Raw genomic sequence first — 26171 nt, forward strand, 5'->3', positions numbered from 1 at the left:
CCTCGCTGAGACCGACCATCTCTTTGCGGGCTGCCGCCGTTGTGGCGTCTTCCTTTGGGAGGTTCGACGTGTCGTCAGGGGCGACGCAGGACGACACGATGGAACTGCCGGCCAAGAGAACAACAACAAGGTCAAGCGTTCGGATGCGGGAAGATGTCATACCGACTGTGGTGATTTGCGCTGAGCCCCGAGATCCTAGTTAGGCAAGCAGACAATCGAGTCAACCTGCACCGCATCACGATGTCGTTTGTCGTGCCGCCCGGCCGACCTTGAGCTGACGGCGCCGATGCGATCGTCGCCGCGATCGAAGCCCAGATGGGCCACGCGCCCGCGCCGCTATCGTGCGCGACGTAAAACGAGGCGCGATGCATCTTTTGCAGCGTCAAGTTTCCGGAAACCCGGACCTGACGCACGGCGGGCCGGACACCTGCTCATGCCTGCTCCGGGAGCCTCGGCGTTCTGCAATGTAAAATGCGTGCTTTCCTGACATCAAGGCTAAACAAATGCTTTTCAGTCACACAAAATGATGAAACAATGAAGTTGAAAATTGGAAAAATTCGATGCGCAACGTCAGCGGACATGGCAAGCGCCTGTCCTATTACGATTTCGGCCATACGACGGTGTACGCCTCCCGCTTCGACCAGCGCTTCCCCTATTGTGCCTATGTGCCCGAGGACTATGACGAGGACGGCGACAAGACCTATCCGCTGGCGGTGATCGTGCATGGCACCGAACGCGGCATGCTCGCCTACCGGGATGCCTTCGCCGACTTCGCGGAACAGAACGGCGTGATCGTGCTCGCCCCGCTCTTCCCGGCGAATATCTGTTTTCCGGGCGATCTTTCCTCCTACAAGATGCTGCGCCAGGGCGACCTCCACTACGATGCCGTGCTGCTCGATATGGTCGAGGAGATGTGCGAGCGCTACCGCATCCGCGGCGACCGCGTGCTGATGTACGGCTTCTCCGGCGGCGGCCATTTCACCCATCGTTTCCTGTTCCTCCATCCCGAACGTCTGCTGGCTGCATCGATCGGTGCGCCGGGCGTCGTGACCCTGCTCGACTTCGATCACGATTTCTGGGTCGGAGTGCGCGACTTCGAGAGCGTGTTTGGCAAGAACGTCGACCTCGACGTCATGCGCAAGGTCGCCGTGCAGATGGTGATCGGTGGTGACGATCTCCAAACCTGGGAGATCGCCATCAAGCCGGAGGATGATTGGTGGATGCCCGGCGCCGATCTCGCCGGCGCGACCCGCAACGACCGGATCAGATCGTTGAAGCACAGCCTGGAGAGACACGGCGTCGAGGTGCAGCTGGATGTCGTGCCTGGCATCGCTCACAACGATCGCGAGCTCATCGCCAAGGTCAAGGAGTTCTTTGCGCGGACATTGAATGCCGCGCCCGCCTGAAAAACTGCAGTCAACAAACTGGAGATAAAAATGGGAACAGGATTGATAATGGGAAGACGATTGATCCAGGTGCTGGCGGCAATCGCCGTGATGGCGTGTGCATTGCCGACGATGGCGCAGGAGCAGCCGAAAACCGGCGGCACGCTCAAGGTCCGCATCAACGCCGATATCCGCGCCACCGACGGTCTCAGCCGAGACGCGAACACCGACACGGTGCTGCACCATATCTTTGAGACGCTAGTGGCTTATCGCGCCGATCTCACGGTAGGGCCGGCACTGGCCGAATCCTGGAAAGTGTCGGACGACGGCAAGACTTATGCCTTCACGCTGCGCGACGGCGCGGCTTTCCACAATGGCGACGCCGTGACCTCATCCGACGTCAAATGGAACTGGGATCGCCGCATGGACGCGGCCAACCAGTGGTTCTGCCTTCCGTTCTTCGACGGCAGCCAGGGCCTCAAGGTCGAGCAAGTGGCGACGCCTGATCCACGCACCGTGGTCTTCACGCTCAACGCGCCGAATGCGCTCTTTCTGGCGCAGCTCGCCAGTGTCCAGTGCAATGGCTGGGTCGCTAGCCCGAAGAATGTCGGCGCTGACGGCAAATGGATCGCCGATTCCGCCATCGGCAGCGGCCCGTTCAAGCTGAAGGAATGGGTCAAGGGCCAGTATTTGGAGCTCGAACGCTTTGCCGACTACAAGCCGGTGAAGGAGGCGCCGAGTGGCTTTGCCGGCAGCCGTGAGGCCTATGTCGACGAGGTGCGCTTCATGGTCATTCCCGACACGGCGGCGGCGGAGACCGCGCTGTTTGCCGGCGAGCTCGATGTCCTTGCCGATCTTGAATCATCGCGTGTCGAGGAAGCCAAGTCGCGGGGCATGACGGTGCTGTCGACGCAAGGCCTGTCGTGGACGGCGATCCTGCTACAAACCAAGGATCCGCTGCTGTCGAACGCCAAGATGCGCGCGGCGCTGGCGCATGCCACCGACATCAACCAGATCGCCGCCGCCCGCACCAACGGTGTCGCCACGGGAGATCCCTCGGCCGTCGCCCAGGCGAGCTCGTTCTTCGACGACGAATTCCTCAAATGGCCGGAATACGACCCGGTCAAGGCCAAGGCACTGCTGGACGAGGCCGGCTACAAGGGCGAGCCGATCAAGATCCAGACCAACACGCGTTATCAGGGCATGTATGAGAACGCCGTGCTGCTGCAGGCGATGCTGACGGCCGCGGGCTTCAACGCCCAGCTCGAAGTGCTGGATTGGGCGGCACAACTCGACAATTACCTTGCCGGCAAATTCCAGATCCAGTCCTTCGGCTATTCGGCGCGTCTCGATCCGTCGCTGATGTATGGCGTCATCCTCGGCGACAAGGCGACCGATCCGACGGCGCAGTGGGACAGCAAGGAGGCCCTCGACCTCTACACGAAGTCGATGGCCACGACCGACCCCGGGCAACGCAAGGCGCTGTTCAAGCAGCTCCATGCCCTCATGGCAAAGGATGTGCCGATCCTTGGCCTCTATTACGAGCCATCCGTCGACGCCGTGTCGCCGAAGGTGAAGGGCTATTCGGTATGGCCGGCGGCAAACCCCCGCGTATGGGGTGTCTGGAAAAGCGAATAGGAGCTGGCGATTGTCTGTTGCTCGAAAGATCGGAGGCGTGTTGCCTCCGATCTTTCGTTTGAGCTACCTGGTGGTGAAAGCCTGACGCTTGGTTCCGGGGCCGTAAACCCGCTCAGGGCGGGAAGGAGACCTAAACTGCTCTCCGACGGCGCGTGTGCGCCAGGAGCGGTCGTTCGACAGAGATCCGAGCAGCAATGGCCGTTGTGCATGGCCGAAGTGCTTCTGACGTTTAGTATGAGGTGACGGTTGACCGTGGAGGTCTGTGACCTAGCTTTGTGACTAGCTTAAAGCTCAGGCGGACCGTCCAGAACCGGAAATGGCGGAATGGTACGCACGGTGGGAGAAACTCTCGGGACGTTGAGATGCAGAGGTGCAAGTCGGCTTTCAGAGCCTGTGTGCCCTTGGCGGGCGATAATCGGCGGCCACGGCGTCTTCAAGTTTCGATTCAAACAAAAGTCATCTGCGCCGGCATGTCTATCAGCGCGCGACCGACGCTCCGCCATGCAACAACAATTCGAGCACTGGAGGGACCTCGAAGCAAGTGACAGCTTCCAAAGCGATCAAAGGCTTTAGCCAGCACCAAGACGAGGGGCCAAACACCGCTTCACGAACTTGAGAATACACCCAAGACCGCACAGGCACGGCAATGTCAAATCCTCTTGCCGAAATTTACGCAAGCGACGCAGATCTCGCCATCCTGGGCGGAATAGCAACATTTGCCTCGGTGGGCCTCTATCTTGTGCTCCGGCGTATCCTTATCGCGGTGCAACGGCGTCGCCTTAAATCAGATGCGAGCGAAGGTGGATCTGGCCTCCCCGAGGAGGAGGTTTCTTGGGATTGGGAAAGCCCGGTCGACCTTGCAACCGAGCCGGCTTCTTCTTCTCAGGTTGCCGTGCCCTCAGACCCGGCAGACCTGGATATTCGGCGTCAGGATGCCAATTGCCTTCGGTTCGGGGTGCGAATCGAGTATTTCGACGTAATCTCCGAAGCTTGCGAGAGCTCGTCTGTGACCCAGACCAACGCTTTCGCTTCCGCGACGAACATAGCGCAATTCGGCCGACTTGCGACATCGATCAGGGAAATCGCTGGCTATGTTCATAGGCAGGTGGCGGCTAATGTTGCCGCCCTAACTAGTCCAGTATTGAGGGCTCTGAGCCGTATGCCGACACAACTCGCCCTCGCGGAGGATCCCGACCCCACCACAGCGACGGCCTCACCTCCTCGCGTTCGCAGGCCGATCGGTCTTGTGCCCCGCTTTGGCGTCGCCGCAATCTGTCTGGCCGTGCCGCTTAGCTATGCGATGACGAGACAAAACTGGGTCGAAAGCGCCCCCGCCATTTCGCGGATCCAGGGCAACGCCAATCCGGACCTTTCGCGACCCATCGAGCTTCCGGCGAGTGCTGCATTAGATGTGCGTGGGCCAGCCCAGGGAGACGAGCGCACGAGTGTCGAATTGCTCAGCCCGGATCTCACGGCTGCCCGGGCGCAAGTCGGAGCAGCTGCTGCTCAGGCAGCCGCAGCGAGGGAATTGGCCGGCCAGGAGCACCAGGCGGCGGAAGGCGAGCGCGCCAGGAGCGCCGCTCTGCAGCGAGCGCTGCGCGAGTCGCGCAAGGAGATCGACGCGCTGAGGACAAGCATGGCAGCCGCCGATAGCGTACTCCAGGAGCAATTGCGCAACGAGCTCGCGGCAGCCCGCACAGTTGACGCATTGCGGCGCATTGCGGGAGATACCCGCACGAAGCTGCGCGAGGCCACCAACTATGTCTTTACGGAGGTGCCCGCTGCTCATCTGGAGCGTCAGCGAGCCGGATGGGTGGCGCGCGATCTATCGCGAGCGCAGGCGCAAATTGAACAGCTTGAGGCCGAGGCCGCCGAGGATCGCGCCAAGGCCAAGGCTTCGCTGGCGCAAGCGACCGGAATGCTCGACGACGAACGCCGGAAGTCAGAGGACCTTCGTGGCGACCTCGCCGAAGTGAAACTGTCCAATGCCGCGCTCCTGGAGCGCGCCGACGCGGCTGAGCAGGAACGGACCGATGCAGTCACAGCGAGAGAACGAGTGGAGCAGACCGCAGCCGAGACGGAGGGCGCGCTGGCTCGAGAACGCGCTGCAGCAGCGTCGATTCGTGAGGAGCTGAAAAAAGCTCGCCTCGAGCGCGACGCGGCTGAACAGGAACGAGCCAGAGCAGTCTCAGCGAGAAAGCGTGCCGAGCAGACTGCAACCGAGACAGCGCAGGCTTTGGCGTTAGAACGCGCTGCAGCAGTCTCGACGCGAGAGGAGCTGAAAAAAACTCGCCTCGAGCGCGACAGAGCAGTCACAGCGAGAGAACGAGTGGAGCAGACTGCAACCGAGACGGCGCAGGCTCTGGCACGAGAACGCGCTGCGGCAGTCTCGACCCATGAGGACCTCGATAAAGCTCGCCTCGAACGCGACGCCGCCCGAGCACTTTTGGTAGGGGTCGCCAGGCTGAAGGAGGCTTTGGACAAGCAACGTGAAGTCACTGTTTCTCTTGCCCGCGACCTGGCCGCCGCGCGCGCGGACAATGACGGGCTCAGGGCTGAGCGTCGCAGCGCCCAGATTGAGCCGCCGTTGAAGCCGCGCGCTGGCCGCGCGGCAGCCGCTGCCGGCGGGTTGAAGGCTGTCAGCCAGAAGACTGCACGCAGCAAGGTTCGCAACCCGTCGCGGATTGCCCGGGTGCGTTCTCTCACACTTCCCTATCCCCTCAGGCCAAGACAAGCGACGTTGGAGTGACTTCCAAACAACTGCGCGGTCCTCCTGTTGAAGGCCCAGGGTCTTTGAGATCATTGCCTCACGTGTGTATTGCGAGAGTAGGCCAGGATGAATCGAATCACCCCATTCGAATTCATCCTGCTCTCGTCGGCGAGGAGTTCTGCGCGATACGCTATGTCAGCCCGATCACCCTGCCTGTCGCGTTCAATTCGCATTTGATCGGCGCCTGCCGCGTCTCCACGTTGCCTTGCCGTCCATAGTCGATGCTGACCTCAACGGGAGCCGAGATCGTATCCGGGCTCAACCGACGTATGGAACCTGCGCTGCTGACGCGCACACTGGTCGCGCCAAACGGGGCGGCGGCCGACTCGATTGCATCATGGCAGGCGCGAACGACTTCATCCGGGACGCCCGGCAGCGCCTTGATTGGACTGACCGTCGATGGACTGTTGCTGGCGCTGGGAGGCTGGAGGTTGGCCGGGAGGTCGAGCGACCGTCCGGCTCCTGCGGACCGGGCGACACTGACGGCAGTGGCGGCCGTAATTGCCGCCACTGCCGCCGTTGCAGCGGTGCTGGTCCCATCGTCATCCACCGGTGACCTACTGCTGGAGCCGTCAGGTCCTTTGTGCGCGCCGCCTTTGCGGCCTTCACCGTGATGGCTGCCAGCGCTATTGCCTCCGCCACCATGGCTGCCAGCGCTATTGCCTCCGCCGCGCTCGCCGCCGGCGGCAGCTCCTGCGCAAGCTACCGCGATCGAGCACACGAATGCGAAATATACCCAGCTGGATCCAGGGGATTGACGCACGACCACCTCCATAAAGTGCGTCGGTCGAACCGTCTTTCCGCGGCATGCAGTCAGGACGGCGCAACCGCCGCCGCCCCCAGGCAAACTCGCGACTAAGGCGCCCACGGGAGGTAACTAGGGGATGAATCCGGTGTATCAAGGACGCGGGTACGTGGTAGTGGCCTCGCACGGGACGCGAATTGACCGGACGGTCATGGTCGGGACCGGTCTCATGGATTGCCTCTCGATGACCATTCACCATCAAGAAGCCAGGTGTCATCGAACTCGGTAGTCCCGGTAGCCACATCGCACGATGCGATCACCGTCGTATGCGTGGCTCGCGCGCACGCAAGAACGGCGGCAAGCAAATCCCGATCCTTGCAAACATCGACATCATCGATCAGAAGCACGGCTGCCGCTCGGACCAGCGCTCGCGCTGCCCGGATCCGGGCAGCCAGCATGGGATTGACGCTGTGAGGCGGCTCCAGTCGCCCCTGACCACATTCCGAAGCCCCATCGGCCGCCAGGCCGCACAGCGACGCAATGGCGACTATTTCTTCCTGGAGGGTCGCTGAGGGCGCGCCGATCGCGATGTTCTCGGCTATGGTTGCGCGCATCAGCGGGATCGCCGGAGATAAGAGGGTGATTGCACGGCGCCGGTCGCGTCGCGAGACCTTGTCGAGAGGAATGTCGTCAAGGAAAATCGCAAGACCGTTACTTTCCTCGATTCCGGCGACACTGGCAAACAGGGCGCTGCGTGCTTCCGCTGTGTCGCCGCGAAGCAGAATCATGGCACCGGGCGCTGCCTCCAGAACACGTGACGGCTTGCCGTTCGAGCAACGAAGTTCGACGCGCAGCCGCCGGCCCACCGCCAATCGCGGCAGAGGAACCGGATCCTCAGGATCCGGAAGGACTGGCATTGCAAGGACCGACGCAATCCGGCGACGTGACTCGACATAGGCCAGCCGATAGTCGGCGGCGCGAGCAAGGTCGGAAAGTTGTGCAACCGTCAAGCCGGCAAGGAGCAGGAGAGTGCTGAGCTCGCCGGCAGGCATCACCGGACCGCTCGGTGCCGCATAGGCCGCAAGGATCGCGATGATGACCGGTATGACGAAATCGCTGGATGCACGGGCGGCACCCGACCACCCGGCCCGGCGAACGAGCCACTCGTTGAGAGCCTCCGACATCCGGTCGATCTTGCGCGCGGCCGGTCCGCTTCTTCCGAAGTGGGCAAATGTTGCTCGGGTGAGGACGACATCTCCGAGACGGCCGGCAAGGCGTCCCCGCCGACGGCGGCTTTCGCGAATGGCACGATGCAGGAACGGCAGGGCGACAAGGGTGACAGCGGACCAGACAAGAACGCCGGCAAGCAGGAACGACGCAACGCCGGGCGCAAGCCAAAAAGCGCCAAGCACGATGAGGACAACGGAGGGGCCCGCGACAAAGAGGGAGGCGACGCCGTCCGCCAGCCAGGACCTGATGGCGGAAAGGTCGGTGATCAGGCGAGTCATGACGAGGCCGAGACGGGTCCGGCCGGCCGTCGGCGGCAGCGTGAAGAGTTGCTCGACCAGCAGCCCGCGGACCTCGCGCACATAGTCCAGCGCAAAAGCCGCCCCTTGCCGTCGTTGCAGCACCCTGAGTGAGAACAGGGTGATGCCGAGCGAAAGGCTGGCCGCACCGATCAGCCAGCCTTGATCGATCGCCTGCCGCCCCCCGGAAACCGCCGCGCCGACGATCGCGACAAGCGCGAGCGAAGCGGCCGCCTGGGCAAAGCCGTTGGCTATGAGAACCGCCAAAGCGCCCATTCGTGCGCGGGTCAGGATTCCTGGAAGGCGCATTGGGCACCTCCAGCGATCACCATCAGGCGCGGCTTCGAAATCCCGGAGACGATGCTTGCCGCAGTCGCCGGATCGGAGAGTTCCTCGACACCATAGACAGGGACGTTGGCAACGCCAGCCTCTCTCCGTGCCAATGGCGAGCGCGTCAGCAGCCCACTGATCCCGAGCACGTCGTGGCCGAGGTCGCGCAGCCATTCGCAGCCAGCAACCGCCCCCATCGCATCTCCGGCGGCAAACAGCACACCGCTGGTCAGCTTGCGGAATTCCAGAGACTTCGACAGAGCGGCCGTCTCGGGCTGGAATAATCCGTCCGCGACCTCCAGGACCGTGATTTCTGCTCCGGCAGCGGCAAGCGAGTTGAGCAACTCCTGCGCGCCCTGCACGAGGGCATCGATCGGAGCAAGGTAGGTCGTGGCAAAGCCGGCATCGGTGAAATCGAGCGCGGCGCACGCTCCGGCATCCACCATGGCCCAGAGGTCATTGCCGGCGCCGGTTCCGGTCACCTTTGCCGCACCAACCGCGAAACCTGCCTTGACGAGCCCCTGCACGAGGCTTGCAGCTGTTGTCGTCTTGCCCGAATTCATCGAAGTTCCGTAAATAACGATTGCCGGCGGCGTGAGCCGCGCCGGCTGCGGCGCGACCGCAAAGTCAGCAACGTTCAGAACGCGGCCGCTCAAATCGGTGACGAGGCCGAGCGGCACGATCGCGGTCGGAAACATAGTTTTGTCGTGCCACGCCGTCGCCCGCGAGGCCACTCCGCCTGCCGCCACCATATGGCACGGCCCGAGATCTCGCGGCACGATCGCCTCGAACTGATCGGGGGCGTAGCGGTTGCCGTAGGCCAGGACGATTTCGTCCGTTGTGGCAAGTGCCGCCTTGCGCCCCGAGAGCAGCTCGACTGCCTTATGGTGACCGAGCGCCTCAATCCGCGCGAGCACCAGGTCGCCTGCCTTCGGTTCGGTGGGAGGCGGAAGCAACATCTGCATGCGCTCGACGGGTATACGGCGGGTCGTGAAAGCCCGTTTGGCCTTGGCAATGCGTGCGGAGTCGAGAATTTCCATAGTGGTCTCCTCAATAGGCGCCCGAGGGGCGCGATGCGGGAGGGAGAACGTGGACGAACCAGAATTATTCTCGGCGAAGTTGCAATTTTTTCCGCGTTTTCAGAAGGCTCAGCCGGTCGGGTGTCTGCTTAGGATTCGATTTTGTACGCCGACGAATGGTGGGGGGCAAAGGCGGTATTCCGTTTCGGGTACCAAGCGTCAGGTTTTGACCGCTAGCGCCATGACGTAGCGCCGTCCGGCATCATCGAAAACTGGAAGAAGGTCAGGCTTCGTTCAAGGTGACCTGGTCGCCCAGCCTGATCTTGCCCGGCTGCACGATCTGACAGAGCGCGCCGAAGCCGCCTTCGCCATGGCGCGCTATGGTTTGCAGCACTGCCGGTTCGAAGGCGAGATCGCGTTGCGCCAGCGCCGTGAAGGTGCAGCGCGCGCACGATTCCGAAATCACGATGCGCGCCTCGCCGATCGAAAGCACTTTGCCGATGATCTGCTGCTCGACAAAACCGTCCTGCGAAGCGTCGGTCTCGATGACGATGTTGGGCCGGAACCGCCTGGAATCCACTTGCGACGGATCCGCAAGCAGGCCGGCAAGCCTGTTCATCGAGGCTGTCGTGACGATGTGGATGTCGGCGCGCTGATAGCGTGGCGCGATATGATCCTGGGCTTCCGAGCCGAAGGGGACGTGTGGGTGCAGCGACGCCGGGAAATCGAGGAAGGCCGAAACCATCTCGCCTGCCAGGCTGGAGCCGGCATCGATCCAGGAGCCATCATCCGATCCGATTTCTGGCCGGTCGCCCTTCAGCCTTGCAAGAAGGTTCGGCAGCGGCCGCCAATGTTTTCGCTTCTCCGGCGCGGCAACAATTCCATCGCGCCGGTCGACGATGCCCCAGATCCGGTCGCCAGGTATCCCGCCCTCCACAAGCTCCGTCCCGTCCAGCCGTTCGCCGCCCATCGAACTGACGGGATATCGCCAGATCTCCTTGATATGGCCGAACGGTGTCATGATTGGGAGACGATCCGTGTCGCCGTCATTGCGCCACTGCCTTGCGTGCGCCCGCGCCATCGGCGAAACGGCGATCGATCAGCATCGCCGCATCGAGAAGAGCGCGTGTGTAGGCGTGGCGCGGTCGATCGAAGACGTCGTCGCGGTCGCCGATCTCGACGATCATTCCGTCCTGCATGACCGCGACCCGATCGGCAACCTGCTCCACCGCACCCAGATCATGCGAGACGAACAGGCAGGCGAAGCCGTAGCGTTCCTGCAACGACCGGATGAGAAGCAGGACTTGTTTCTGCACCGTCATGTCCAGCGCCGAAACCGGCTCGTCGGCAACGACGAAGGCCGGTCGCCTGACGATCGCCCGCGCGATCGCGACGCGCTGGCGTTGGCCGCCCGACAGCTGATGCGGGAAACGCTCGAGAAGGTCGCGCGTCAGCCCCACTTCCTCAATGACCTCACCCATGCGCGCGGTCCGTCGCTTGCGGTCCAATTCGGTGTCGAGCTTCAACGGCTCGGTGACGATCTCGGCAATCGACTGGCGAGGGTCGAGCGACGAATAGGGGTCCTGGAAGACGATCTGCATGTCGCGACGCTGCAAGCGCGTGTCAGCCGATCGTCCATTCGCAATTTCCTTGCCAAGAAACGAGATCGTTCCACCGGACGGCCTGACGAGGCCGACAATGGCGCGTCCGAGCGTCGTCTTGCCGGAGCCCGATGCGCCGACCAGCGCCAGGGTTTCGCCGCGCCGGATGGTCAGGTCGACGCCGTCGACGGCGCGCTTCGGCGCCGCGCGCGCAAACAGCCTGGGACGGCCCGGATAGTCGATGACGACATTGCTGATCTCTACCAGGGGCGGGCCGTCGACGGTTTTTCTCGATCCGCCGGCACTGCGCTTGGGAAGCGCATCCACCAACCGCTTGGTGTAATCGTGCTGCGGTGCGTGAAGGACCTGGGCGCTGCTTCCCTGTTCGACGGCCTTGCCTTCGCACATCACCGTCACGTTGTTCACATAGTGCGACACCATGCCGAGGTCGTGGCTGATCAGCAGGACGGCGGTTCCGTTCTCCCGCGTCAGCTCGACCATCAGGTCGAGCACGTCGCGCTGCACCAACGTGTCGAGCGCGGTGGTCGGCTCGTCGGCGATCAGCAGGCGCGGTTTGAGCAGCATGACCGATGCGAGCATGATGCGTTGGCGCATGCCGCCGGAGAATTCGTGCGGATAGGCCGCGAGGCATTTGCCGGGATCCTTGATCTGGATCCTCTCCAGCATTGCCAGCGAGCGATCCTTTATCTCGGCGCGCGACATGTCGCGATGCAGGCGAAGCCCTTCGGCCATCTGCTCGCCGATGGTAACGGCTGGATTGAGCGAGACCATCGGCTCCTGGAAAACCATGCCGATCTGCGCACCGCGTATCTGGCGCAGCGCCTTTGGGGCGAGGCCGGTGAGCTCCTGTCCTTCGAAGCGGATGCTGCTGTCCGGCGTCGTGACCAGCGGGGCAGGGAGCAAGCTCACGATCGAACGGGCCGCCATCGTCTTGCCCGAACCGGATTCGCCGACCAGCGCCATCATGTCACTGGGGGCGAGGTCGAAATTCAGCCCGTCGACGATCCGCTTTCCCGATGGCCCGACCGAGATCGACAGGTTGCGCACTGAAAGCATCGTGTTGTTGTCCCCGGTCGGCACGAGCATGTTTCCAGCACCTACATTTTCGGGTCGAGCCAGTCGCGCACCGCGTCGCCCAGCATGTTGATGCCGAGCAGCGTGATCGAGATGCAGAGACCCGGCAGGATGATCAGATGCGGCGCCTGGCCGATATAGGGCCGTGCGGTCGACAGCATGTTGCCCCAACTCGGCGCCGGAGGCGGGACGCCCAGCCCCAGAAAGCTCAGCGCGCTCTCCGACAGGATGATCCAGCCGAACATTGTGGTGGCGAGCACGATGATCGGAGCGACGCAATTGGGCAGCACATGCCGCGCCATGGTGATGATCTCGCTGTTGCCCATCACGCGGGAGGCCTCGACATATTCCCGCTCGCGAATGGACATCACGGAGGCCCGCACCACGCGCACCACGATCGGCATGTAGGCAAGGCCGAGCGCAACGATGATGCCCTCGCGGCTGGCGCCGATCACCGCCATCAGGCCGAGCGCCAGAAGTAGGCCGGGGAAGGCGAGGAAGGCGTCGTTGACCATCATGATGACGCCATCGACCCAGCCCCGCAGGAAACCGGCGAGAACGCCGAACACGATGCCGAGGATCAATGCGAAGGCGACCGTCGCAAAAGCGATCCAGGCGCTGGTCCGCGCGCCGCTGGCGAGGCGGCTGAGCACATCGCGTCCGAACTCGTCGGCGCCGAGCAGGTGCAGAGGCGAGGGCCCGCTGAGGCGCGACGGCAGATCGAGCTTGAGCGGATCGTAGGGCGCGATCCACGGGCCGAACACGGCCAGAAGGATCAATGTCCCGGTGACGGCGATCCCGAAGATCGCGTTGAATTTCAGGCCGGGCCGGCCGAGCACACGGGCGATCATGCGGCGACCCTCGGATCGAGCAGCGGATAGACGAGGTCAACGAGAAGGTTGACCACGACGTAGATGAAGGCAACGAACAGCATCGTACCCTGAATCACGGGATAGTTGCGGGCATAGATCGCATCGACCAGCAGCCGGCCGAGGCCGGGAATGGTGAAGACGGTCTCGATGACGACGATGCTGGAAAGCAGGCTGCCGAGCACCAAGCCGATCAGGGTCAAGGTGGGCGCGAAGGCATTCTTGAAAGCGTGTCGCCACATCACCGCGCTTTCCGAAAGCCCCTTCGCCCGCGCATGGGTGATGTATTCCAGGCGCGCCACCTCGATCGTGCTGGCCCTGGCCATGCGTGCAATCGGGCCGGATTCGACGAGCACCAGGGTAACCACGGGCAGGATCACATAGAGAGCGGCTTGGGCGAAGTCGCGGCTGAAGGGCACATAGCCGACGACCGGCAGCCAGCCGAGATAGAGGCCGAAGATCAGCATCAGCATCAGCCCCAGCCAGAAACTGGGGATCGAGAGCAGGATGGTCGAGGTGGCGACGACAGTGACGTCGCGGAGACTGTCCTGCTTCCAGGCGGCCAGCATGCCGGCAGGCACGGCGATCGCCGAGGCAACAAGCACGGCGAGAAAAACGATGGTCGAGGAGACGGCGAAACGGTCGAGGATCAGCGGCAGCACCTCTTGCCCGCTGCCGATCGAGCGTCCGAAATCGCCTGAAAGGACGTTGCCGGCCCAGATCAGATATTGCACCACCACAGGCTGGTCGAGCCCCATCTGATGCCGCATCGCATCGACCTGTCCGGGCTGCGCGAGGTCTCCCAGCATCAGCGTCGCGGGATCGCCGGGGACGAAGCGCATCATCACAAACACCGCAACCGACACCAGGATGAGGGTCGGTATGGCGCTGGCGATCCGGGTCAGGACAAAGCGGACCATCGTTTCTCCTGTGATATCGAAGGTCTCTCCCGCGCCGGCACTGCCTTCTCCGCGCGCTCGAGGATCTCGTCTTCGATGGTGAGTTCGTAGCGGGTGAATTCGCGGTTCTTGGCCGGCAACGGCGCGATCTCCATGACGCCGGCGGCTGGTTCGAAGACGATCATCGCCACCGTCGCCGAGAGATTGCCGCCTTCCTTCCTGATCTGCGGACGGCACACGCTGAACGGCGAAGCGAAGTCGTCGAACAAGGCTTCCTTCAGGTCGTCGATGGTAATGTCCCCATGCCGCGCCGACAGGTGACGGCGCACGCGGTGGTCGCGATAGAGACTGTCCGGCACGTCGCGAAGTCCGGTTTCGCGCAGCTTCGACAATGCCACGGGGCTCTGCCAGTGATTGGCGTGGACGATCATGTCGTTGTCCGGATAGATGGCGAAGGCCTCGTCCGGCGCGCATTCGAAATCGACCGTGAACCCCTCGGCGGTGCTCAGGATCATGTTGTTGGAGCCGGATTTCGGCGTCGTCGCCACCACCTTGATGGCATGGGCGAAATGCTGCGCCTCAAGAGCCCGGCGCCGGACGAAGGGAAGCGGAATTCCGATCTCGCGATAGTCGCGGTCCGATTCGAGATAGTTCGCGGTGATGCCGATGCCGGCCGCGTTGAAGCCGCTGCGCGCCAGTCCGCCGGCTTCGGTGAAGGTGAGGAGGTCCGGCCCGTCCGTTCGCCGGATGCGCAGCACCACCGAGGTCTCGGCGCACTCGGCCTTCCAATCCCAGTTCTGGCCGTGGATGAGCCTGCCGTTCCGGGTTGCCTCCGGCAGGATCGCCGCGCCCGTGCATCCGTCGGGCTCGTCGTCGGAAATGCCTTTCTCGCGCCGGGCAAGCTGCAGGATTTCGGTACGCGCATTGACCAGGACGATCGAGGACAGGTCGAGGTTGGCGCCTGACGCAATCCCTTCCATTTCCTCGACGAGATCGGGCGCCCATTGCCGCAAGCGAGGCAGAAAGATGCCGGAGAACCGCGCGACATCGTCCCGCCTGAAGCCGAAACGGTCGAGTTGGCCGGCATAGAGCGCTACCGAAGCGCCGATACGCCCGCGCGCCTGTTCGCCATAGGCCATGCCGCGCGCTCTTGGCGCTCCATCGATCTCGACAAGCGGAAAAGGTGCGACTGTTGTCATTAAAGGGAGGCCTCAACTCGTGTGAGCTTGGATATTAATGCATTTTGATCGAATGAAAAGCAGGAAAATTCGCTAGATTGCCAGTTCGAACTGCGTGGCGCATATCTATAATGCGAACGCTTGAGGAAGTGCCTATGAACGAAACGATCATCGACCGGCCGGCACGCAGCGAGGTAGCCAGTCCGCTGCAGATCGATCTGGCGCGGCGGATCCTGGAGCGGATCAGGGATTCGGGCTGGACGGTTGGAACCCGCGTCTCGGTGCCGGACCTTGCCCGCACGTTCGGCGTTTCGCGTTCCCCCGTCAGCGCGGCGCTGGAACTGCTGGTCGCCCAGGGCATCTTAAGCCCCTTCGAGACGAGGGGGCTGCAATTGGCACGCGATGTCGCCGACCTCGACCCTGAGGATATCCTGCCCAGTTCTCCGCTCGAGGAGCTTTACCGCAGGATGATGCGGGAGCGCGCGCTCGGTCAGTTGCCCCAGGAGGTGTCCGAGGCGGAATTGATGCCGCGCTATCAAGTGTCGCGCGGCGTCGTGCGCAAGCTTTTGCTCCGCTTTGCCGCCGAAGGGCTGGTGCAGCGCCTGCCGGGGCATGGCTGGCGTTTCGCCGACACACTTGTCGGCGAGGACGCCTACCGGGAAAGCTATGAATTCCGGATGGCCGTCGAATGCGCGGCGCTGCGGTCGCCCATGTTCAATGCGGATCCCCAGCAGCTGGCGCCGGTCCGGCGCGCTCACGAGCGCATCCTGGCGATCGTGTCGACGGGCAAGACGCTGATCGGCGGCGACGAATGGTTCCGGATCAACGCATCGTTTCACGAAGGGCTTGCGGCCTGTTCCGGCAACCGGTTCCTGGCGGATGCGGTGCGCCAGCAGAACAATCTGCGCCGGTTGCAGGAATCGGCAGGTTTCGAGGAACTGCCGGCGGAACGCATCGAGCAGTCCTGCCGGGAACATCTGGCCATCCTCGATGCTGTCGAAGCGGGCGAGATCGAATGGGCCGAGGCGCTGCTGCGCCAGCATCTACGGCAGGCCTCCGAGTTCGCTTCGCCGCAGCGCTCGATCTGATGCCTGCCACGGTGAGCATCATTCCATCATCATTCCGCGCCGCCTGAGCGTCACGCGCTCGATGGCCGCGCAATGCGCCGACACCGGCCTCCATCGGGAATTGGGCGATCTGGAGCGAGCGTCCCGCCGATCGCTTCACGCCAATCCGCTCCGTCAAATGCCGGGATTGGATGTTTTAGGACCGATTTTCAGCGGCGCATCATTTTCATCCGGATTGGGAACGGGAGCCTCGTCGGGAAGTCTGTCCGGGTCCGGCTCGCGCACCGGCTTCGGTTCAGGAAGCGGCGGTGGCGTGGGCGCCGGAGTGGGCGTTGGTTCGGGAGTGGGAAGAATGGCCATGGCGTGATTTCCTTCCTCGCTGCACTCTGCCTTGGCGCGTCGCTGACGTCGGCCGGGATTTGACGCCACCCGTTTCGACCGGTTTCGCTCTACGGGCTGATGCACGCAGAACGACCACGCGTGCCTATGGTTCCGATGGCAACCTCCGATGATCCCGCAGGCATCAGGCACTCGTGGCAGGACGGCGCCGTCAGAAAAGTGATCGAATGGTACGCGCATGAGGGCCTTGTCGGCGTCGTGGAGCGCCATAATTTCCATTTCAGGGTGGGACGAACTCACCTACTGAATAGGAGGCGGCCGTGAAGCACCAAACACTTGACCAACTGCATACCGTTGCCGACGTTCACGCTGAAGCAACAGACCTCGTAGCGACCCGAAGCCAGCGTCTCGAACGTTGGGCGAAACTGCTGGAGAAAAATCCCGATCGGCGTCTCGAAGCGCTGACGGGCACCGAATACAAGTCCCCTGAGATACGCGAAAAAATGCGTTACAACGACTCGCCTCTCACGGTTGCCTTCGAGGACCCGATCTTTCGCGCACAAGGCTTGAGAGACGACACCTACGGTGAAGCCAGGCGCTTCTTCGAACTGACCGACTGGCAGTTGCACGAAATCGTCTGCCATTGCCATGTCGGCGCCACGATACGAGCGCGATGGGCTGCCTCTCGCGTCCGTGCGGCAATGTCCGAGAGGTTCGGCTTCTTCGCCTGGCTGCGAGGAACATTCATGCATTGACGCAGCATTGACGCTGCCGGCATTCACGCTAGGGGCCGGCACGTTCAGGTGATGGAGGCGGCGAAGCGATTTCCACGCCTCGCATCAGTGGTCGTTGATGTGCGGATATGCCGTTCGGCGGCGATCCGCCATCGGCGAAGCTCGATCCAATCGGCCTCGATACCACAGGCATGGGCGGATTTCAGTCGGCGGGCGCGGTGTAGCGGCGATGGACCGCTTCCGCGATGGCGGCGCGGCTTCTATGCGGATCGAGACTATCGTCATCCTCGATGACAGCCGCTTCCTCCGCAAGTCCCTGGTCCTTGACCTGGTCGCGGAACCAGGCCGAATAGTCGCCGGCGCGCAAGTGATGCTCCCAGGTGCGGTCGTCGATCCCCTCGGCGATATGGAGGAACATCATGAGATTTTGCGCTTTCAGGTTGAGCCTGCCGTCCGCGCCGCGGAAATAGAAACTGTTGTCGCCAAGATCGCCCTCGGCATACTTGCGGATATGGCGCTTGCGTTCCTGCCGGGGACGCTCGATTGAGATCGGTCTTGCGGGACCGGCCGTCGACCGGTTCCAATACAAGACCTTGTTTTCCGGTGGCGGCACGACGCCCTGCGGTACGCCCTCGCCAATTGCGGCACAGAAGCTTTCGATGACCTTGTCGGCTTCCGGGCCAAGAGCCAGCACCGTGTCGACACCTGCCAGCACATCCCGCGAAACCAGATCGGGATGTACTGTGACCAGAATGGTCGCCGAAAAGCTTTTTGGAAGCGCAAAGGATGTGCCATCGCGCGCGTGCGGCAACAGGTGGTGTGCCTCGTCGATGATCAGCCAGTGCGGGCGTCCGGTGCGGGCGCGAAGCGCGGCAAGCTCCGGCAGCAGCTTGGCGAAGGCGTTTGGCCGCTCCGCGGTCTTGATCCCGAGCATGTTGACGGCGACATTGTTGGACGGCTTCGACAAGAGATCGAAGATTTCGCGCGAGCTCGGCGGGCTTTTTGCGTCGCCAACCACCAGCACGTCCTCCAGGTCCTCGTAGTCGCCCTCCGGGTCGAGCACGCAAAACTGGAAGCCTTGCTCGACGAAGCGCTCGGTCAGGGCGGTGGCGAGGGTGGATTTCCCGATTCCCGACGTGCCGGCCAGCAGCACGCCGCCGCCGCGCGGTGAAAGATGCATCACCGCGCCCGATCCGTCGTCCGCGCCAATCTTGATGCGTTGCCGCGCCGTGTCTAGCAAGGCGGCGTCATGCGAGATGAGGCCCTCGATCAACTCCCTCACGCCCGCGCCGCGGGCACCATTCGTCACGTGGCCCGCCGTCTCCCTTACCTTCGGCAGTGCATTGGCGACTGCAACTCCGAAGCCGACGGCGCGCAGAAAGGCGTGATCGTTCTCCGCATCGCCGATGCCGACGACATTGTGGGCGGACAATTCCAGATCCTCAAGGGCGGCCGCAAGACCGGTCGCCTTGTTGACCCCGCTCGGCAGCACCATGACGGCACCCTTGTTGAAGATGATCTCCAGCTCCAGGCCAAGGTCCTTGATCACTTCCAGCACGATGGTCTCGTTGGGCTCCCTGGTGGCGACGACGGAACGTCCAATCGACAGGGGCGCGATCTTGCGCATCATCAGCCTGTCGACGAATTCCGCCGGAGGGGCCGGCGCCAGGATGCGCTCCTCCTTCGAAGCCGGCGTGTAGACGAGCGCGCCGTTCTCGGCGACGACCTTGTCGAAAATGCCAAGCTCCGGGAAAACGCTTTCGAGGTCGGCAAGCTCGCGACCGGTCACCATTATCAACTTGCGGCCGGTTTCCTTCAGCCGTTCGAGCGCAGCACGGGTCGCATCGGAAACGATCCCGTTTTCCGCGAGTGTGCCGTCGTAGTCAGTGGCTAGTGCAAGAGCATACATCGAATTGTAGTCGGCAGTCCGAAAGCCGAACCGAAATGCTTTCTGGGCGGAAAGCCGTCTGCTCGGGTGACGTCCATTGGCCGATTCCCGTCATCGTTTGTCTGGCCGCCCGTAATGATGGCTGATTGATCCAAACGGCGCTGGCTGTCGATTGTTCCCGGCGGCGCAAGGCAGGCGTCGCGGAGGCCTGGCTTTTGGTTGAGCATCGGCTTTTCCCAAAGCCGGTATCCGCTTGCTAGCCGATGATCCTGAATCCGTTTGGCTCCTGGCCGGGATCGACGTCTTGGGATGTCACGCCGGAGACCGACGCCCCGGTCGGCCCTTTCCACAACCGGCTCATCATCGTCGAAACCGCGCCCTCGGCTCCGACGATCAGTGCCGTTACGGATCCGTCATCCTCGTTGCGAACCCATCCGGACAGACCGAGCTTCTCGGCCTCGGTGCGTGTCCAAACGCGAAAAGAGACGCCTTGCACCCTTCCATTGAGCCTGACGCGTACCGCCTTGCGCTCGTCCGCCATGGTCACCTCCGTGCTGCTGGTTTCTCACACCTTCAACTCACCAGCGGCGGAAAAGGCTCCGCCATCACATTTTTAACGAATTCGGCTGCCCGGCAGTCCGATGGAGACGTCCGTCCGCATGATGTCGGCGACGGAACCATGCGGCGGCGGCTTTGTTAAGGACGGACAGCTGCAGGTTGCTGGGCTTCGGAGCCACGATTTCATGACCAACGATTCTCCAACGGGAGGCGCCATCCCGGCATCCGTTCCGACGATCGATGCGAAAGCGGCGCCGACGCTTCAGCACGCCGAGGCCGAGGTCTTTTATACAGAGGCGATCCGCGAACTCGCCGCGACGGACATTCCCTTTCTTGTCGCCGGCACCTACGCGGTGAGCGCCTATACGGGCGTCACGCGCCAGACGAAGGACCTCGACATCTTCTGCAAGGCCGGCGACTACGCCCGCATCCTCGCCCATTTCAAGCAAGCCGGCTATGCGGTCGAGATCGTGGACGACCGATGGCTTGGAAAGGTCTTCAAAAGCACGCATTTTTTTGACGTCATATTCGCATCGGCAAATGGCACCATGCCGGTCGGCGACCAGTGGCTGGAGCATGCACGGCAGATCGAGCTGCTGGGCAGTCAGGTGCGGATCGTAGGTCCGACCGAGCTTATCTGGTCCAAATGCTTCATCCAGGACAGACGCCGCCACGACGGCGCCGACATCGCTCATACCATCCTCAAGGCGCAGGATCAGATCGATTGGCACCGGCTGCTTTCCTACCTCGAAGTTCACTGGGAGGTGCTGTTGATGCAGCTTCTGAATTTTCGATGGATCTATCCGAGCGAGCGCGATCACATTCCCGCCTGGCTGCTGGACGAATTGCTTGACCGGCTCGCCAAGCAGAGGGAGTTGCCTACTCCCCGAATGAAGATCTGCCGCGGGCGCCTGCTTTCGCCGACCGACTACGAGATCGACGTCAAGGAATGGGGATTTGCCGGCGTCGGCGGAACAGGAGAATTTCGTGATGGCTGAGAAGCGCACAACTGCCACGGCAACGGTTGGGAACGGCGGCACCGTCAAGATTGCGGCTGTCGGCGACCTGCATGTGAAGGAAGACGCCCAGGCCTCTTGTCGTGATCTCTTCGGCGAGGTCTCGCGCGAAGCGGACGTCCTCGTGCTCACTGGCGACCTTACCAATCTCGGCAAGCCGCGTGAGGCCGAAATCCTTGCGGAGGATTTGCGCGCCTGCGCAATCCCGGTCGTCGCCGTGCTCGGCAACCATGACTATGAATCCGGTGCGGTCGAGGACGTCGCCCACATTCTTCGGCAGGCGGGCGTCCATCTTCTTGACGGCCAGACGACGGAAATCAAGGAGGTCGGCTTTGTCGGCGTGAAAGGTTTTATTGGCGGTTTTGGATCACGCATGCTCGGCTCCTTCGGCGAGCCGGCGATCAAGGCGATGGTCGCCGAAAGCGTCAGCGAGTCGATGCGGCTCGAAAACGCAATGCGGCAGGTTCGCACCAATCGTACGGTTGTCGTCCTGCACTACGCTCCGGTGGTCGAGACGGTCGCCGGCGAACCATTGGAGATTTTTCCGTTCCTGGGCTCGTCGCGGCTGGCGGAGACGATCGATCGGTTCAAGGTCAGCGCCGTGGTGCATGGCCACGCGCATCGCGGCGTCTATGAAGGTCGCACGCCCGGCGGTGCCCCGGTCTACAACGTCGCCATGCACGTGGCGAAGCCGACCGGCCGTCCCTACGCTTTACTCGAAATCTGAAACACCCTGCGCGTGGTTAGAGCGGGACACGTTTAAGTTGAACTAGACATCCCGCTCTATCTGTTTGTTTTAGCCGCATTTCTGCGACGCCAAGTGATTCCACTTGGCTGCTAGCGGTCGATCTCGCCGAACACTATATCGAGCGACCCGATGATCGCGGCGACATCGGCGATCATGTGCCCCCGCGACAGAAAATCCATTGCTTGCAGATGGGCAAAGGACGGCGCGCGGATCTTGCATCGATAGGGAATATTGCTGCCGTTCGAAACCAGATAGACGCCGAACTCGCCCTTCGGCGCCTCCACCGCGGCATAGACCTCTCCGGCGGGCACGCGAACGCCCTCCGTATAGAGTTTGAAATGGTGGATGGTCGCTTCCATCGAGCGTTTCATCGTTGCCCGCGGCGGCGGCGTGATCTTGTGGTTCGGAATCGCCACCGGCCCTTGGCCTTCCGGCGATCGCAATTTCTCCAGACATTGCCTCATGATCCGCACCGATTGGCGCATTTCCTCCATGCGGACGAGATAGCGGTCATAGCAGTCGCCGTTCTTGCCGATGGGAATGTCGAAATCCATCTCGGGGTAGCACTCATATGGCTGCGCCTTGCGCAAATCCCATGCCGCGCCCGATCCGCGCACCATCGGGCCGGAGAAGCCCCAGGCCCAGGCGTCGTCGAGGCCGATCACGCCGACATCGACGTTGCGCTGCTTGAAGATGCGGTTTTCGGTGAGCAACTCGTCGAGGTTGCCGCAGACCTTGAGGAACGGATCGCAGAAATTCCAGATGTCGTCCAAGAGCTTCGGAGGCAGGTCCTGGTGCACGCCGCCGACCCTGAAATAATTCGCATGCATGCGGGCGCCGGAGGCGCGCTCGTAGAAGACCATCAGCTTCTCGCGCTCGGCGAAACCCCAGAGGGGCGGGGTCAGCGCGCCGATATCCATGGCCTGCGTCGTGACGTTGAGGAGATGCGACAGAAGCCGGCCGATTTCGCAAAAGAGGACACGGATGAGCTGTCCGCGCCTGGGAACCGATATTTCGAGCAGCTTCTCGGCGGCGAGGCAGAACGCATGCTCCTGGTTCATCGGCGCGACATAGTCGAGCCGGTCGAAATAGGGCAGGGCCTGCAGATAGTTCTTGTACTCGATGAGTTTTTCCGTGCCGCGGTGGAGCAGGCCGATATGGGGATCGGCACGCTCGACGATCTCGCCGTCCAGTTCCAGCACCAGCCGCAGGACGCCGTGAGCCGAGGGATGCTGCGGCCCGAAGTTGAGGGTGAAGTTGCGAACTGCGGCTTCGACCATGACGGTGTTCCCGCTGTACTGGGTTTTTACGGCTGAAGCCGAGCGGTCCGGTCAGCCACGCCCGGACCGCCGATCAGGTCGTTGTCTGGATGATCAGCGTCAGCATGCCGTCGCCATCGATGTTGGCGGCAACAACTTGCGAGGAATCCAGTCCGCTCGCCGCCAGCGCCGTTGCTGCCTGCGGCGACGCATCGATCGAGCTCTGCAGGGTAAGCAGATCTTCAACGCTGGTCTGGGTGATCACGGCCTCGGCTTGTGTCTTGAGTTCCGGAGGCAAATCCTCGAGGGCGACGATCGCAATGCCAGTAAAGTTCTGGTCGGTGAAACCTTGATCCGGCAGGGCTTGATCCGGCAGGGCTTGGTCAGGCGGCGTTTGGTCAGGCAGAGCTGGATCGGGCAGGGCTTCCGGGGGTGCGATTTGGGGAAGCTGCGGGTCGGTGGATTGCGCGTGGATTGGCTGCGCCAAGGCCAATCCCGAAAGGGCGGCAATTGTCGTCAACATGCGCATGATCGTTCCTTCCGTTTTCCATTTTGCTCGGGGAGGATCACTTGGTGACCACACAACCATTGTGCCGGATTATGGTTCCCGTCCGTCACGGATATGGCCATGGTGGAGCCTATCCCGTCGCGCTTGGTCGAAAGATGGAACGATTCCGACAGGCGTTCATTCTCCCCTGATCACACCTTGATCACAGGATCGGCGGGGCGCTGCACCTCGAGGAGAAAGCCATGAGAATCAGCGAGTGCATGACACAGAATGTTAAGGTCGCCAGTCCGGACCAGTCCTTGCGGGACGCCGCACGAGCCATGGCCGATCTTGACGCCGGTGTTCTGCCCGTCGGGGAGAATGACCGGCTGGTCGGTATGGTCACGGACCGCGACATTGCAGTGCGTGGGATCGCGGAGGGCAGAGGTCCCGACGCCAAGATCAGGGACGTGATGAGCGCGGAGGTACAATGCTGCTTTGATGACCAGGAAGTCGGCGATGTCCTTCAGAATATGCGCGATCTCAAACTGCGGCGAATGCCGGTGATCAGCCGCGACCGGCGATTGGTTGGCATTGTCTCGCTCGGCGACCTCGCCACGAATGGCGAGCCCGCCTGGGCCGGCGAAGCGCTGGGCGGCATCTCGCAGCCGGGCGGCAACCATTCGCAAACGGCGCACTGATGCATCATACCAGATTTGAGGTTCCTGCTCGATCGACGGCATCTGCGTTCAGGAAGTTCGGATCCAAAACCGCACTGGGTTCACTCCTTTGCGCCACAGCGCCGTGCGTTCGTTCGGACGCGGAAGGACGCTGTGGCGCTTGGTTTGCGCATGATCCCCAGCGAAAAATCGATTCCGATTTCCGGGGTCATGCGTCGGCCCGACGCTACGCAATGGAGAATCGATCGATGACCCACAGCCATGTCCCGTCGCCTTGGCGGCGGGCGACCTCGGCGGTTACGGTGCCATCGGGAAGACGGGTTGACGTGAGTGCCAAGTCTCCGCTGACAACAGCCGGGGCCTGATCTCCGGCAGCAAATTTTCGGCCCGTTGCGGTGATCTCCGCGAAGAGTGCCCGGATCGCTTCGCGGCCACGCGTCAGTCGGCCGTCACCGCTGTCGACGACGGCATGCGACTCAAAAAGCGCGGCCATGCCGTCGATGTCTCCCGCCCACTGCCGGAAGATCAGCAGGCGCTCCAGATCCTGGGGATCACGCGCCGATTCACGGCTTGGTTCATCGGTCATGGCGAGACTCCTCCGACGCTCGGTACCAAAGCGTTCGATCCTGCGTCAAGTTTCGTTGGAAGGCGAGCCGCCGTGTTGCGGCGAAGCTCTGCGATAAGCCCATCGCCAGGTAGAGCAGCTTGGCGATCATCCTCCCCAGCCGACATCGCGGTCCCCAACGCGCCATTCGGCGGCGCCGGCGCGGCGCCGATGGCTGCGGCTGCCGTTGAGGAAGTCGGCGACCCTTGCCGCCGACTTCGCCGAGGCGAAGGTGAGCAGCCGATCGTGATGGACCACGGGCTCGCCGGTCTCATTGTCCCAGATCTCGAACCGGCAGCTTGGGTTCGGTATGGCTTCGAAACGGTTCTTCATATCGATGGTCCCGGTGATCGACGGACCAAGGTTCCGCGACCCCGACTTACGGATGGCTTACGGGCGTTTTGGATTCTGCTTTTGGCAGCGGGCGCGCTCGCGCGGGTGGCCCTCGGCTAGCTGGCCTTCGGCGCGAGGCGCTGCGCGACATGGTCGGCGATCGCCAGGCTTGACGTCAGGCCGGGGCTCTCGATGCCGAACAAATTGACCAGGCCCTCCACGCCGTGCACCGCCGCGTCCTGGATGACGAAGTCGGCATTGGCTTCGCCGGGACCGGAGAGCTTCGGCCGAATGCCGCTGTAGGCCGGCTGCAGACTGCCATCGGCCAGGTCCGGCCAGTATTTGCGGATCTCGTCGTAGAAGCGCTCGCCACGCGTTGGATCGACGCGATAGTCGAGTTTATCGGTCCATTCGACGTCGGGCCCGAAGCGGGCGACGCCATCGAGGTCGAGCGTCAGATGCACACCGAGCCCGCCGGGTTCGGGCACGGGATAGACCAGCCGCGAGAACGGCGCCCGGCCGGCGATCGAAAAATAATTGCCCTTGGCATAGCGAAGATCTGGCACGAATTGCGGGTCGAACCCGTCAAGCGAGCCGGCAAGTGCCGTGGCGCCAAGCCCGGCGGCGTTGACGAAGCGCGTGGTGGCGATTTCAAAGCGCTCGCCGCTGGTGCCGTCGATCGTGTCGAGCACGATGCGCCCACCCTCGATGCGGCCCCGATCGATCCGGCCAGAGACGATGCGGGTGTTGAGGCTGAGCGCCGCCCCGTGCTCCTCGGCATCGCCCCGCAGCGCAAGCATCAGAGCGTGGCTGTCGATGATGCCGGTGGCGGGAGACAAAAGGGCGGCCGTGCACCGCAGCTTCGGCTCCAGCCTGCGCGCCTCTGCTGCGGTCAAGGGCGTCAAATCGCCCGCGCCGCAAGCAGAGGCGTTGGCCAGGATGGAAGCGAGCACCGGCTCCTGTTCGGCATCCGTGGCGACGATGAGCTTGCCGCAGCGAGCATGCGGGACCGCCCGCTCCTGGCAATAACGGTAGAGCTTTTCCCGGCCTGGCACGCAGAGCCGGGCCTTCAGCGATCCGGCCGGATAGTAGATGCCGGCATGGATGACCTCGGAATTGCGCGAACTGGTCCCGGTGCCGATGGCGTTCTCGGCCTCGAGGATCAGGGTATCCATGCCACGCCGCGCCATCTCTCGCGCGATCGCGAGGCCAATGACGCCGGCGCCGGCGACGATGCAGTCGACATGGTCCACGATCAGGCCACCTCAGCCTTGTTGTTGTGCCTGCTGGTGACCCGTTCGGGGATCAAGTCTTGGCGACGCGCACCGCCGGCTTGGCGCAGGTTCCGGCGTTTAGCAGCCTCGAAGCTGAAATTCTGCATGTCTTCCGTCCATCCGCCAGCC

The 26171-nt window shown here is 62.8% G+C and carries 24 protein-coding genes; 8 read left to right on the forward strand and 16 right to left on the reverse strand.

Translation table 11 applies throughout. The features are described from left to right. The first annotated feature begins 560 nt into the window (after positions 1–560). From CIT26_RS32850 to CIT26_RS32860, 3 genes are all read left to right on the forward strand, one after another. Positions 561–1406 (forward strand): hydrolase, encoded by an 846-nt coding sequence (locus tag CIT26_RS32850; protein ID WP_095496429.1) that lies wholly within the window; start codon positions 561–563, stop codon positions 1404–1406. Between the two features lie 48 nt (positions 1407–1454). After that, positions 1455–3023 carry an ABC transporter substrate-binding protein gene (locus tag CIT26_RS32855; RefSeq protein WP_095496430.1) on the forward strand — a complete coding sequence of 523 codons (1569 nt, stop codon included), beginning with the start codon at positions 1455–1457 and terminating at the stop codon, positions 3021–3023. A gap of 1300 nt (positions 3024–4323) precedes the next feature. Continuing rightward, a complete protein-coding gene (locus CIT26_RS32860; protein WP_245319645.1) occupies positions 4324–5772 on the forward strand; it encodes a coiled-coil domain-containing protein in 1449 nt (482 codons plus the stop codon). 993 nt (positions 5773–6765) lie between these two features. On the opposite strand, the gene CIT26_RS32870 is transcribed toward CIT26_RS32860, so the two are convergent. The 7 genes from CIT26_RS32870 to CIT26_RS32900 all read right to left on the reverse strand — a co-directional run bounded on the left by CIT26_RS32870 (position 6766) and on the right by CIT26_RS32900 (position 15076). Further along, entirely contained in the window at positions 6766–8373 is a 1608-nt protein-coding gene (locus CIT26_RS32870) for an ABC transporter transmembrane domain-containing protein (RefSeq protein WP_143747972.1), read from the reverse strand. After that, on the reverse strand, positions 8352–9434 hold the full coding sequence (locus CIT26_RS32875) for a P-loop NTPase family protein (RefSeq protein ID WP_095496432.1): 1083 nt from the start codon (positions 9432–9434) through the stop codon (positions 8352–8354). The genes CIT26_RS32870 and CIT26_RS32875 overlap by 22 nt, the downstream gene beginning before the upstream one ends. A 262-nt stretch (positions 9435–9696) precedes the next feature. Further along, a complete protein-coding gene (locus CIT26_RS32880; RefSeq protein ID WP_167391620.1) occupies positions 9697–10434 on the reverse strand; it encodes an MOSC domain-containing protein in 738 nt (245 codons plus the stop codon). Between the two features lie 25 nt (positions 10435–10459). Continuing rightward, a complete protein-coding gene (locus CIT26_RS32885; protein ID WP_095496434.1) occupies positions 10460–12121 on the reverse strand; it encodes an ABC transporter ATP-binding protein in 1662 nt (553 codons plus the stop codon). Between the two features lie 11 nt (positions 12122–12132). Continuing rightward, positions 12133–12960: an ABC transporter permease gene (locus CIT26_RS32890; protein WP_095496435.1), complete on the reverse strand. Its 828-nt coding sequence runs from the start codon at positions 12958–12960 to the stop codon at positions 12133–12135. Then, positions 12957–13898, reverse strand: a complete 942-nt coding sequence (locus CIT26_RS32895) for an ABC transporter permease (protein ID WP_095496436.1) — start codon at positions 13896–13898, stop codon at positions 12957–12959. Before CIT26_RS32895 ends, CIT26_RS32890 begins: the two co-directional genes overlap by 4 nt. Further along, the gene (locus CIT26_RS32900) at positions 13880–15076 is read right to left on the reverse strand and encodes a C45 family autoproteolytic acyltransferase/hydrolase (RefSeq protein ID WP_095496437.1); all 1197 of its coding nucleotides are present in this window, start codon (positions 15074–15076) and stop codon (positions 13880–13882) included. The genes CIT26_RS32895 and CIT26_RS32900 overlap by 19 nt, the downstream gene beginning before the upstream one ends. 134 nt (positions 15077–15210) lie before the next feature. On the opposite strand from CIT26_RS32900, the gene CIT26_RS32905 reads away from it, so the two are divergent. Beyond that, complete coding sequence (locus CIT26_RS32905) at positions 15211–16143, forward strand: GntR family transcriptional regulator (protein ID WP_167391621.1); 933 nt, start codon at positions 15211–15213, stop codon at positions 16141–16143. 153 nt (positions 16144–16296) lie between these two features. Here the strand turns inward: CIT26_RS32905 and CIT26_RS32910 are convergent, their stop codons facing one another. After that, positions 16297–16482 carry a hypothetical protein gene (locus tag CIT26_RS32910; protein WP_095496439.1) on the reverse strand — a complete coding sequence of 62 codons (186 nt, stop codon included), beginning with the start codon at positions 16480–16482 and terminating at the stop codon, positions 16297–16299. 299 nt (positions 16483–16781) lie between these two features. On the opposite strand from CIT26_RS32910, the gene CIT26_RS32915 reads away from it, so the two are divergent. Continuing rightward, positions 16782–17216, forward strand: a complete 435-nt coding sequence (locus tag CIT26_RS32915; protein ID WP_082982175.1) for a hypothetical protein — start codon at positions 16782–16784, stop codon at positions 17214–17216. A 181-nt stretch (positions 17217–17397) separates the two neighbouring features. Here the strand turns inward: CIT26_RS32915 and CIT26_RS32920 are convergent, their stop codons facing one another. Then, complete coding sequence (locus CIT26_RS32920) at positions 17398–19104, reverse strand: HAD family hydrolase (RefSeq protein ID WP_095496440.1); 1707 nt, start codon at positions 19102–19104, stop codon at positions 17398–17400. Between the two features lie 235 nt (positions 19105–19339). Beyond that, positions 19340–19624, reverse strand: a complete 285-nt coding sequence (locus CIT26_RS32925; protein WP_095496441.1) for an acylphosphatase — start codon at positions 19622–19624, stop codon at positions 19340–19342. Positions 19625–19826: 202 nt separating this feature from the next. Between CIT26_RS32925 and CIT26_RS32930 the strand changes: the two genes are divergently transcribed. Beyond that, positions 19827–20639: a nucleotidyltransferase family protein gene (locus tag CIT26_RS32930; protein ID WP_095496552.1), complete on the forward strand. Its 813-nt coding sequence runs from the start codon at positions 19827–19829 to the stop codon at positions 20637–20639. Continuing rightward, positions 20632–21384, forward strand: a complete 753-nt coding sequence (locus CIT26_RS32935) for a metallophosphoesterase family protein (RefSeq protein ID WP_095496442.1) — start codon at positions 20632–20634, stop codon at positions 21382–21384. The genes CIT26_RS32930 and CIT26_RS32935 overlap by 8 nt, the downstream gene beginning before the upstream one ends. Before the next feature lie 110 nt (positions 21385–21494). Here CIT26_RS32935 and CIT26_RS32940 read toward each other — a convergent pair whose 3' ends face one another. Continuing rightward, complete coding sequence (locus CIT26_RS32940) at positions 21495–22685, reverse strand: NADH-quinone oxidoreductase subunit D (RefSeq protein WP_095496443.1); 1191 nt, start codon at positions 22683–22685, stop codon at positions 21495–21497. A gap of 73 nt (positions 22686–22758) precedes the next feature. Further along, positions 22759–23193 (reverse strand): hypothetical protein, encoded by a 435-nt coding sequence (locus CIT26_RS32945; protein WP_095496444.1) that lies wholly within the window; start codon positions 23191–23193, stop codon positions 22759–22761. Between the two features lie 221 nt (positions 23194–23414). Between CIT26_RS32945 and CIT26_RS32950 the strand changes: the two genes are divergently transcribed. Beyond that, positions 23415–23852 carry a CBS domain-containing protein gene (locus tag CIT26_RS32950; RefSeq protein WP_095496445.1) on the forward strand — a complete coding sequence of 146 codons (438 nt, stop codon included), beginning with the start codon at positions 23415–23417 and terminating at the stop codon, positions 23850–23852. A gap of 205 nt (positions 23853–24057) precedes the next feature. On the opposite strand, the gene CIT26_RS32955 is transcribed toward CIT26_RS32950, so the two are convergent. From CIT26_RS32955 to CIT26_RS38385, 4 genes are all read right to left on the reverse strand, one after another. Continuing rightward, positions 24058–24417: a YybH family protein gene (locus CIT26_RS32955; protein ID WP_095496446.1), complete on the reverse strand. Its 360-nt coding sequence runs from the start codon at positions 24415–24417 to the stop codon at positions 24058–24060. Positions 24418–24543: 126 nt separating this feature from the next. Then, the gene (locus CIT26_RS32960) at positions 24544–24768 is read right to left on the reverse strand and encodes a hypothetical protein (RefSeq protein ID WP_095496447.1); all 225 of its coding nucleotides are present in this window, start codon (positions 24766–24768) and stop codon (positions 24544–24546) included. A 116-nt stretch (positions 24769–24884) separates the two neighbouring features. Continuing rightward, the gene (locus CIT26_RS32965) at positions 24885–26021 is read right to left on the reverse strand and encodes an NAD(P)/FAD-dependent oxidoreductase (RefSeq protein ID WP_095496448.1); all 1137 of its coding nucleotides are present in this window, start codon (positions 26019–26021) and stop codon (positions 24885–24887) included. Positions 26022–26023: 2 nt separating this feature from the next. Continuing rightward, complete coding sequence (locus CIT26_RS38385) at positions 26024–26149, reverse strand: hypothetical protein (RefSeq protein WP_280951150.1); 126 nt, start codon at positions 26147–26149, stop codon at positions 26024–26026. Between the last annotated feature and the right edge of the window lie 22 nt (positions 26150–26171).

Origin of the sequence: Mesorhizobium temperatum, assembly GCF_002284575.1 — a bacterium.
GTDB lineage: Bacteria > Pseudomonadota > Alphaproteobacteria > Rhizobiales > Rhizobiaceae > Mesorhizobium > Mesorhizobium temperatum.

Excerpts from the sequence above, each read along its gene's own strand:
- CIT26_RS32850 (WP_095496429.1), top strand. The coding sequence starts at position 561 with ATGCGCAACGTCAGCGGACATGGCAAGCGCCTGTCCTATTACGATTTC.
- CIT26_RS32855 (WP_095496430.1), top strand. The coding sequence starts at position 1,455 with ATGGGAAGACGATTGATCCAGGTGCTGGCGGCAATCGCCGTGATGGCG.
- CIT26_RS32860 (WP_245319645.1), top strand. The coding sequence starts at position 4,324 with ATGACGAGACAAAACTGGGTCGAAAGCGCCCCCGCCATTTCGCGGATC.
- CIT26_RS32870 (WP_143747972.1), bottom strand. The coding sequence starts at position 8,373 with ATGCGCCTTCCAGGAATCCTGACCCGCGCACGAATGGGCGCTTTGGCG.
- CIT26_RS32875 (WP_095496432.1), bottom strand. The coding sequence starts at position 9,434 with ATGGAAATTCTCGACTCCGCACGCATTGCCAAGGCCAAACGGGCTTTC.
- CIT26_RS32880 (WP_167391620.1), bottom strand. The coding sequence starts at position 10,434 with ATGACACCGTTCGGCCATATCAAGGAGATCTGGCGATATCCCGTCAGT.
- CIT26_RS32885 (WP_095496434.1), bottom strand. The coding sequence starts at position 12,121 with ATGCTCGTGCCGACCGGGGACAACAACACGATGCTTTCAGTGCGCAAC.
- CIT26_RS32890 (WP_095496435.1), bottom strand. The coding sequence starts at position 12,960 with ATGATCGCCCGTGTGCTCGGCCGGCCCGGCCTGAAATTCAACGCGATC.
- CIT26_RS32895 (WP_095496436.1), bottom strand. The coding sequence starts at position 13,898 with ATGGTCCGCTTTGTCCTGACCCGGATCGCCAGCGCCATACCGACCCTC.
- CIT26_RS32900 (WP_095496437.1), bottom strand. The coding sequence starts at position 15,076 with ATGACAACAGTCGCACCTTTTCCGCTTGTCGAGATCGATGGAGCGCCA.
- CIT26_RS32905 (WP_167391621.1), top strand. The coding sequence starts at position 15,211 with ATGAACGAAACGATCATCGACCGGCCGGCACGCAGCGAGGTAGCCAGT.
- CIT26_RS32910 (WP_095496439.1), bottom strand. The coding sequence starts at position 16,482 with ATGGCCATTCTTCCCACTCCCGAACCAACGCCCACTCCGGCGCCCACG.
- CIT26_RS32920 (WP_095496440.1), bottom strand. The coding sequence starts at position 19,104 with ATGTATGCTCTTGCACTAGCCACTGACTACGACGGCACACTCGCGGAA.
- CIT26_RS32925 (WP_095496441.1), bottom strand. The coding sequence starts at position 19,624 with ATGGCGGACGAGCGCAAGGCGGTACGCGTCAGGCTCAATGGAAGGGTG.
- CIT26_RS32930 (WP_095496552.1), top strand. The coding sequence starts at position 19,827 with ATGACCAACGATTCTCCAACGGGAGGCGCCATCCCGGCATCCGTTCCG.
- CIT26_RS32935 (WP_095496442.1), top strand. The coding sequence starts at position 20,632 with ATGGCTGAGAAGCGCACAACTGCCACGGCAACGGTTGGGAACGGCGGC.
- CIT26_RS32940 (WP_095496443.1), bottom strand. The coding sequence starts at position 22,685 with ATGGTCGAAGCCGCAGTTCGCAACTTCACCCTCAACTTCGGGCCGCAG.
- CIT26_RS32945 (WP_095496444.1), bottom strand. The coding sequence starts at position 23,193 with ATGCGCATGTTGACGACAATTGCCGCCCTTTCGGGATTGGCCTTGGCG.
- CIT26_RS32950 (WP_095496445.1), top strand. The coding sequence starts at position 23,415 with ATGAGAATCAGCGAGTGCATGACACAGAATGTTAAGGTCGCCAGTCCG.
- CIT26_RS32955 (WP_095496446.1), bottom strand. The coding sequence starts at position 24,417 with ATGACCGATGAACCAAGCCGTGAATCGGCGCGTGATCCCCAGGATCTG.
- CIT26_RS32960 (WP_095496447.1), bottom strand. The coding sequence starts at position 24,768 with ATGAAGAACCGTTTCGAAGCCATACCGAACCCAAGCTGCCGGTTCGAG.
- CIT26_RS38385 (WP_280951150.1), bottom strand. The coding sequence starts at position 26,149 with ATGCAGAATTTCAGCTTCGAGGCTGCTAAACGCCGGAACCTGCGCCAA.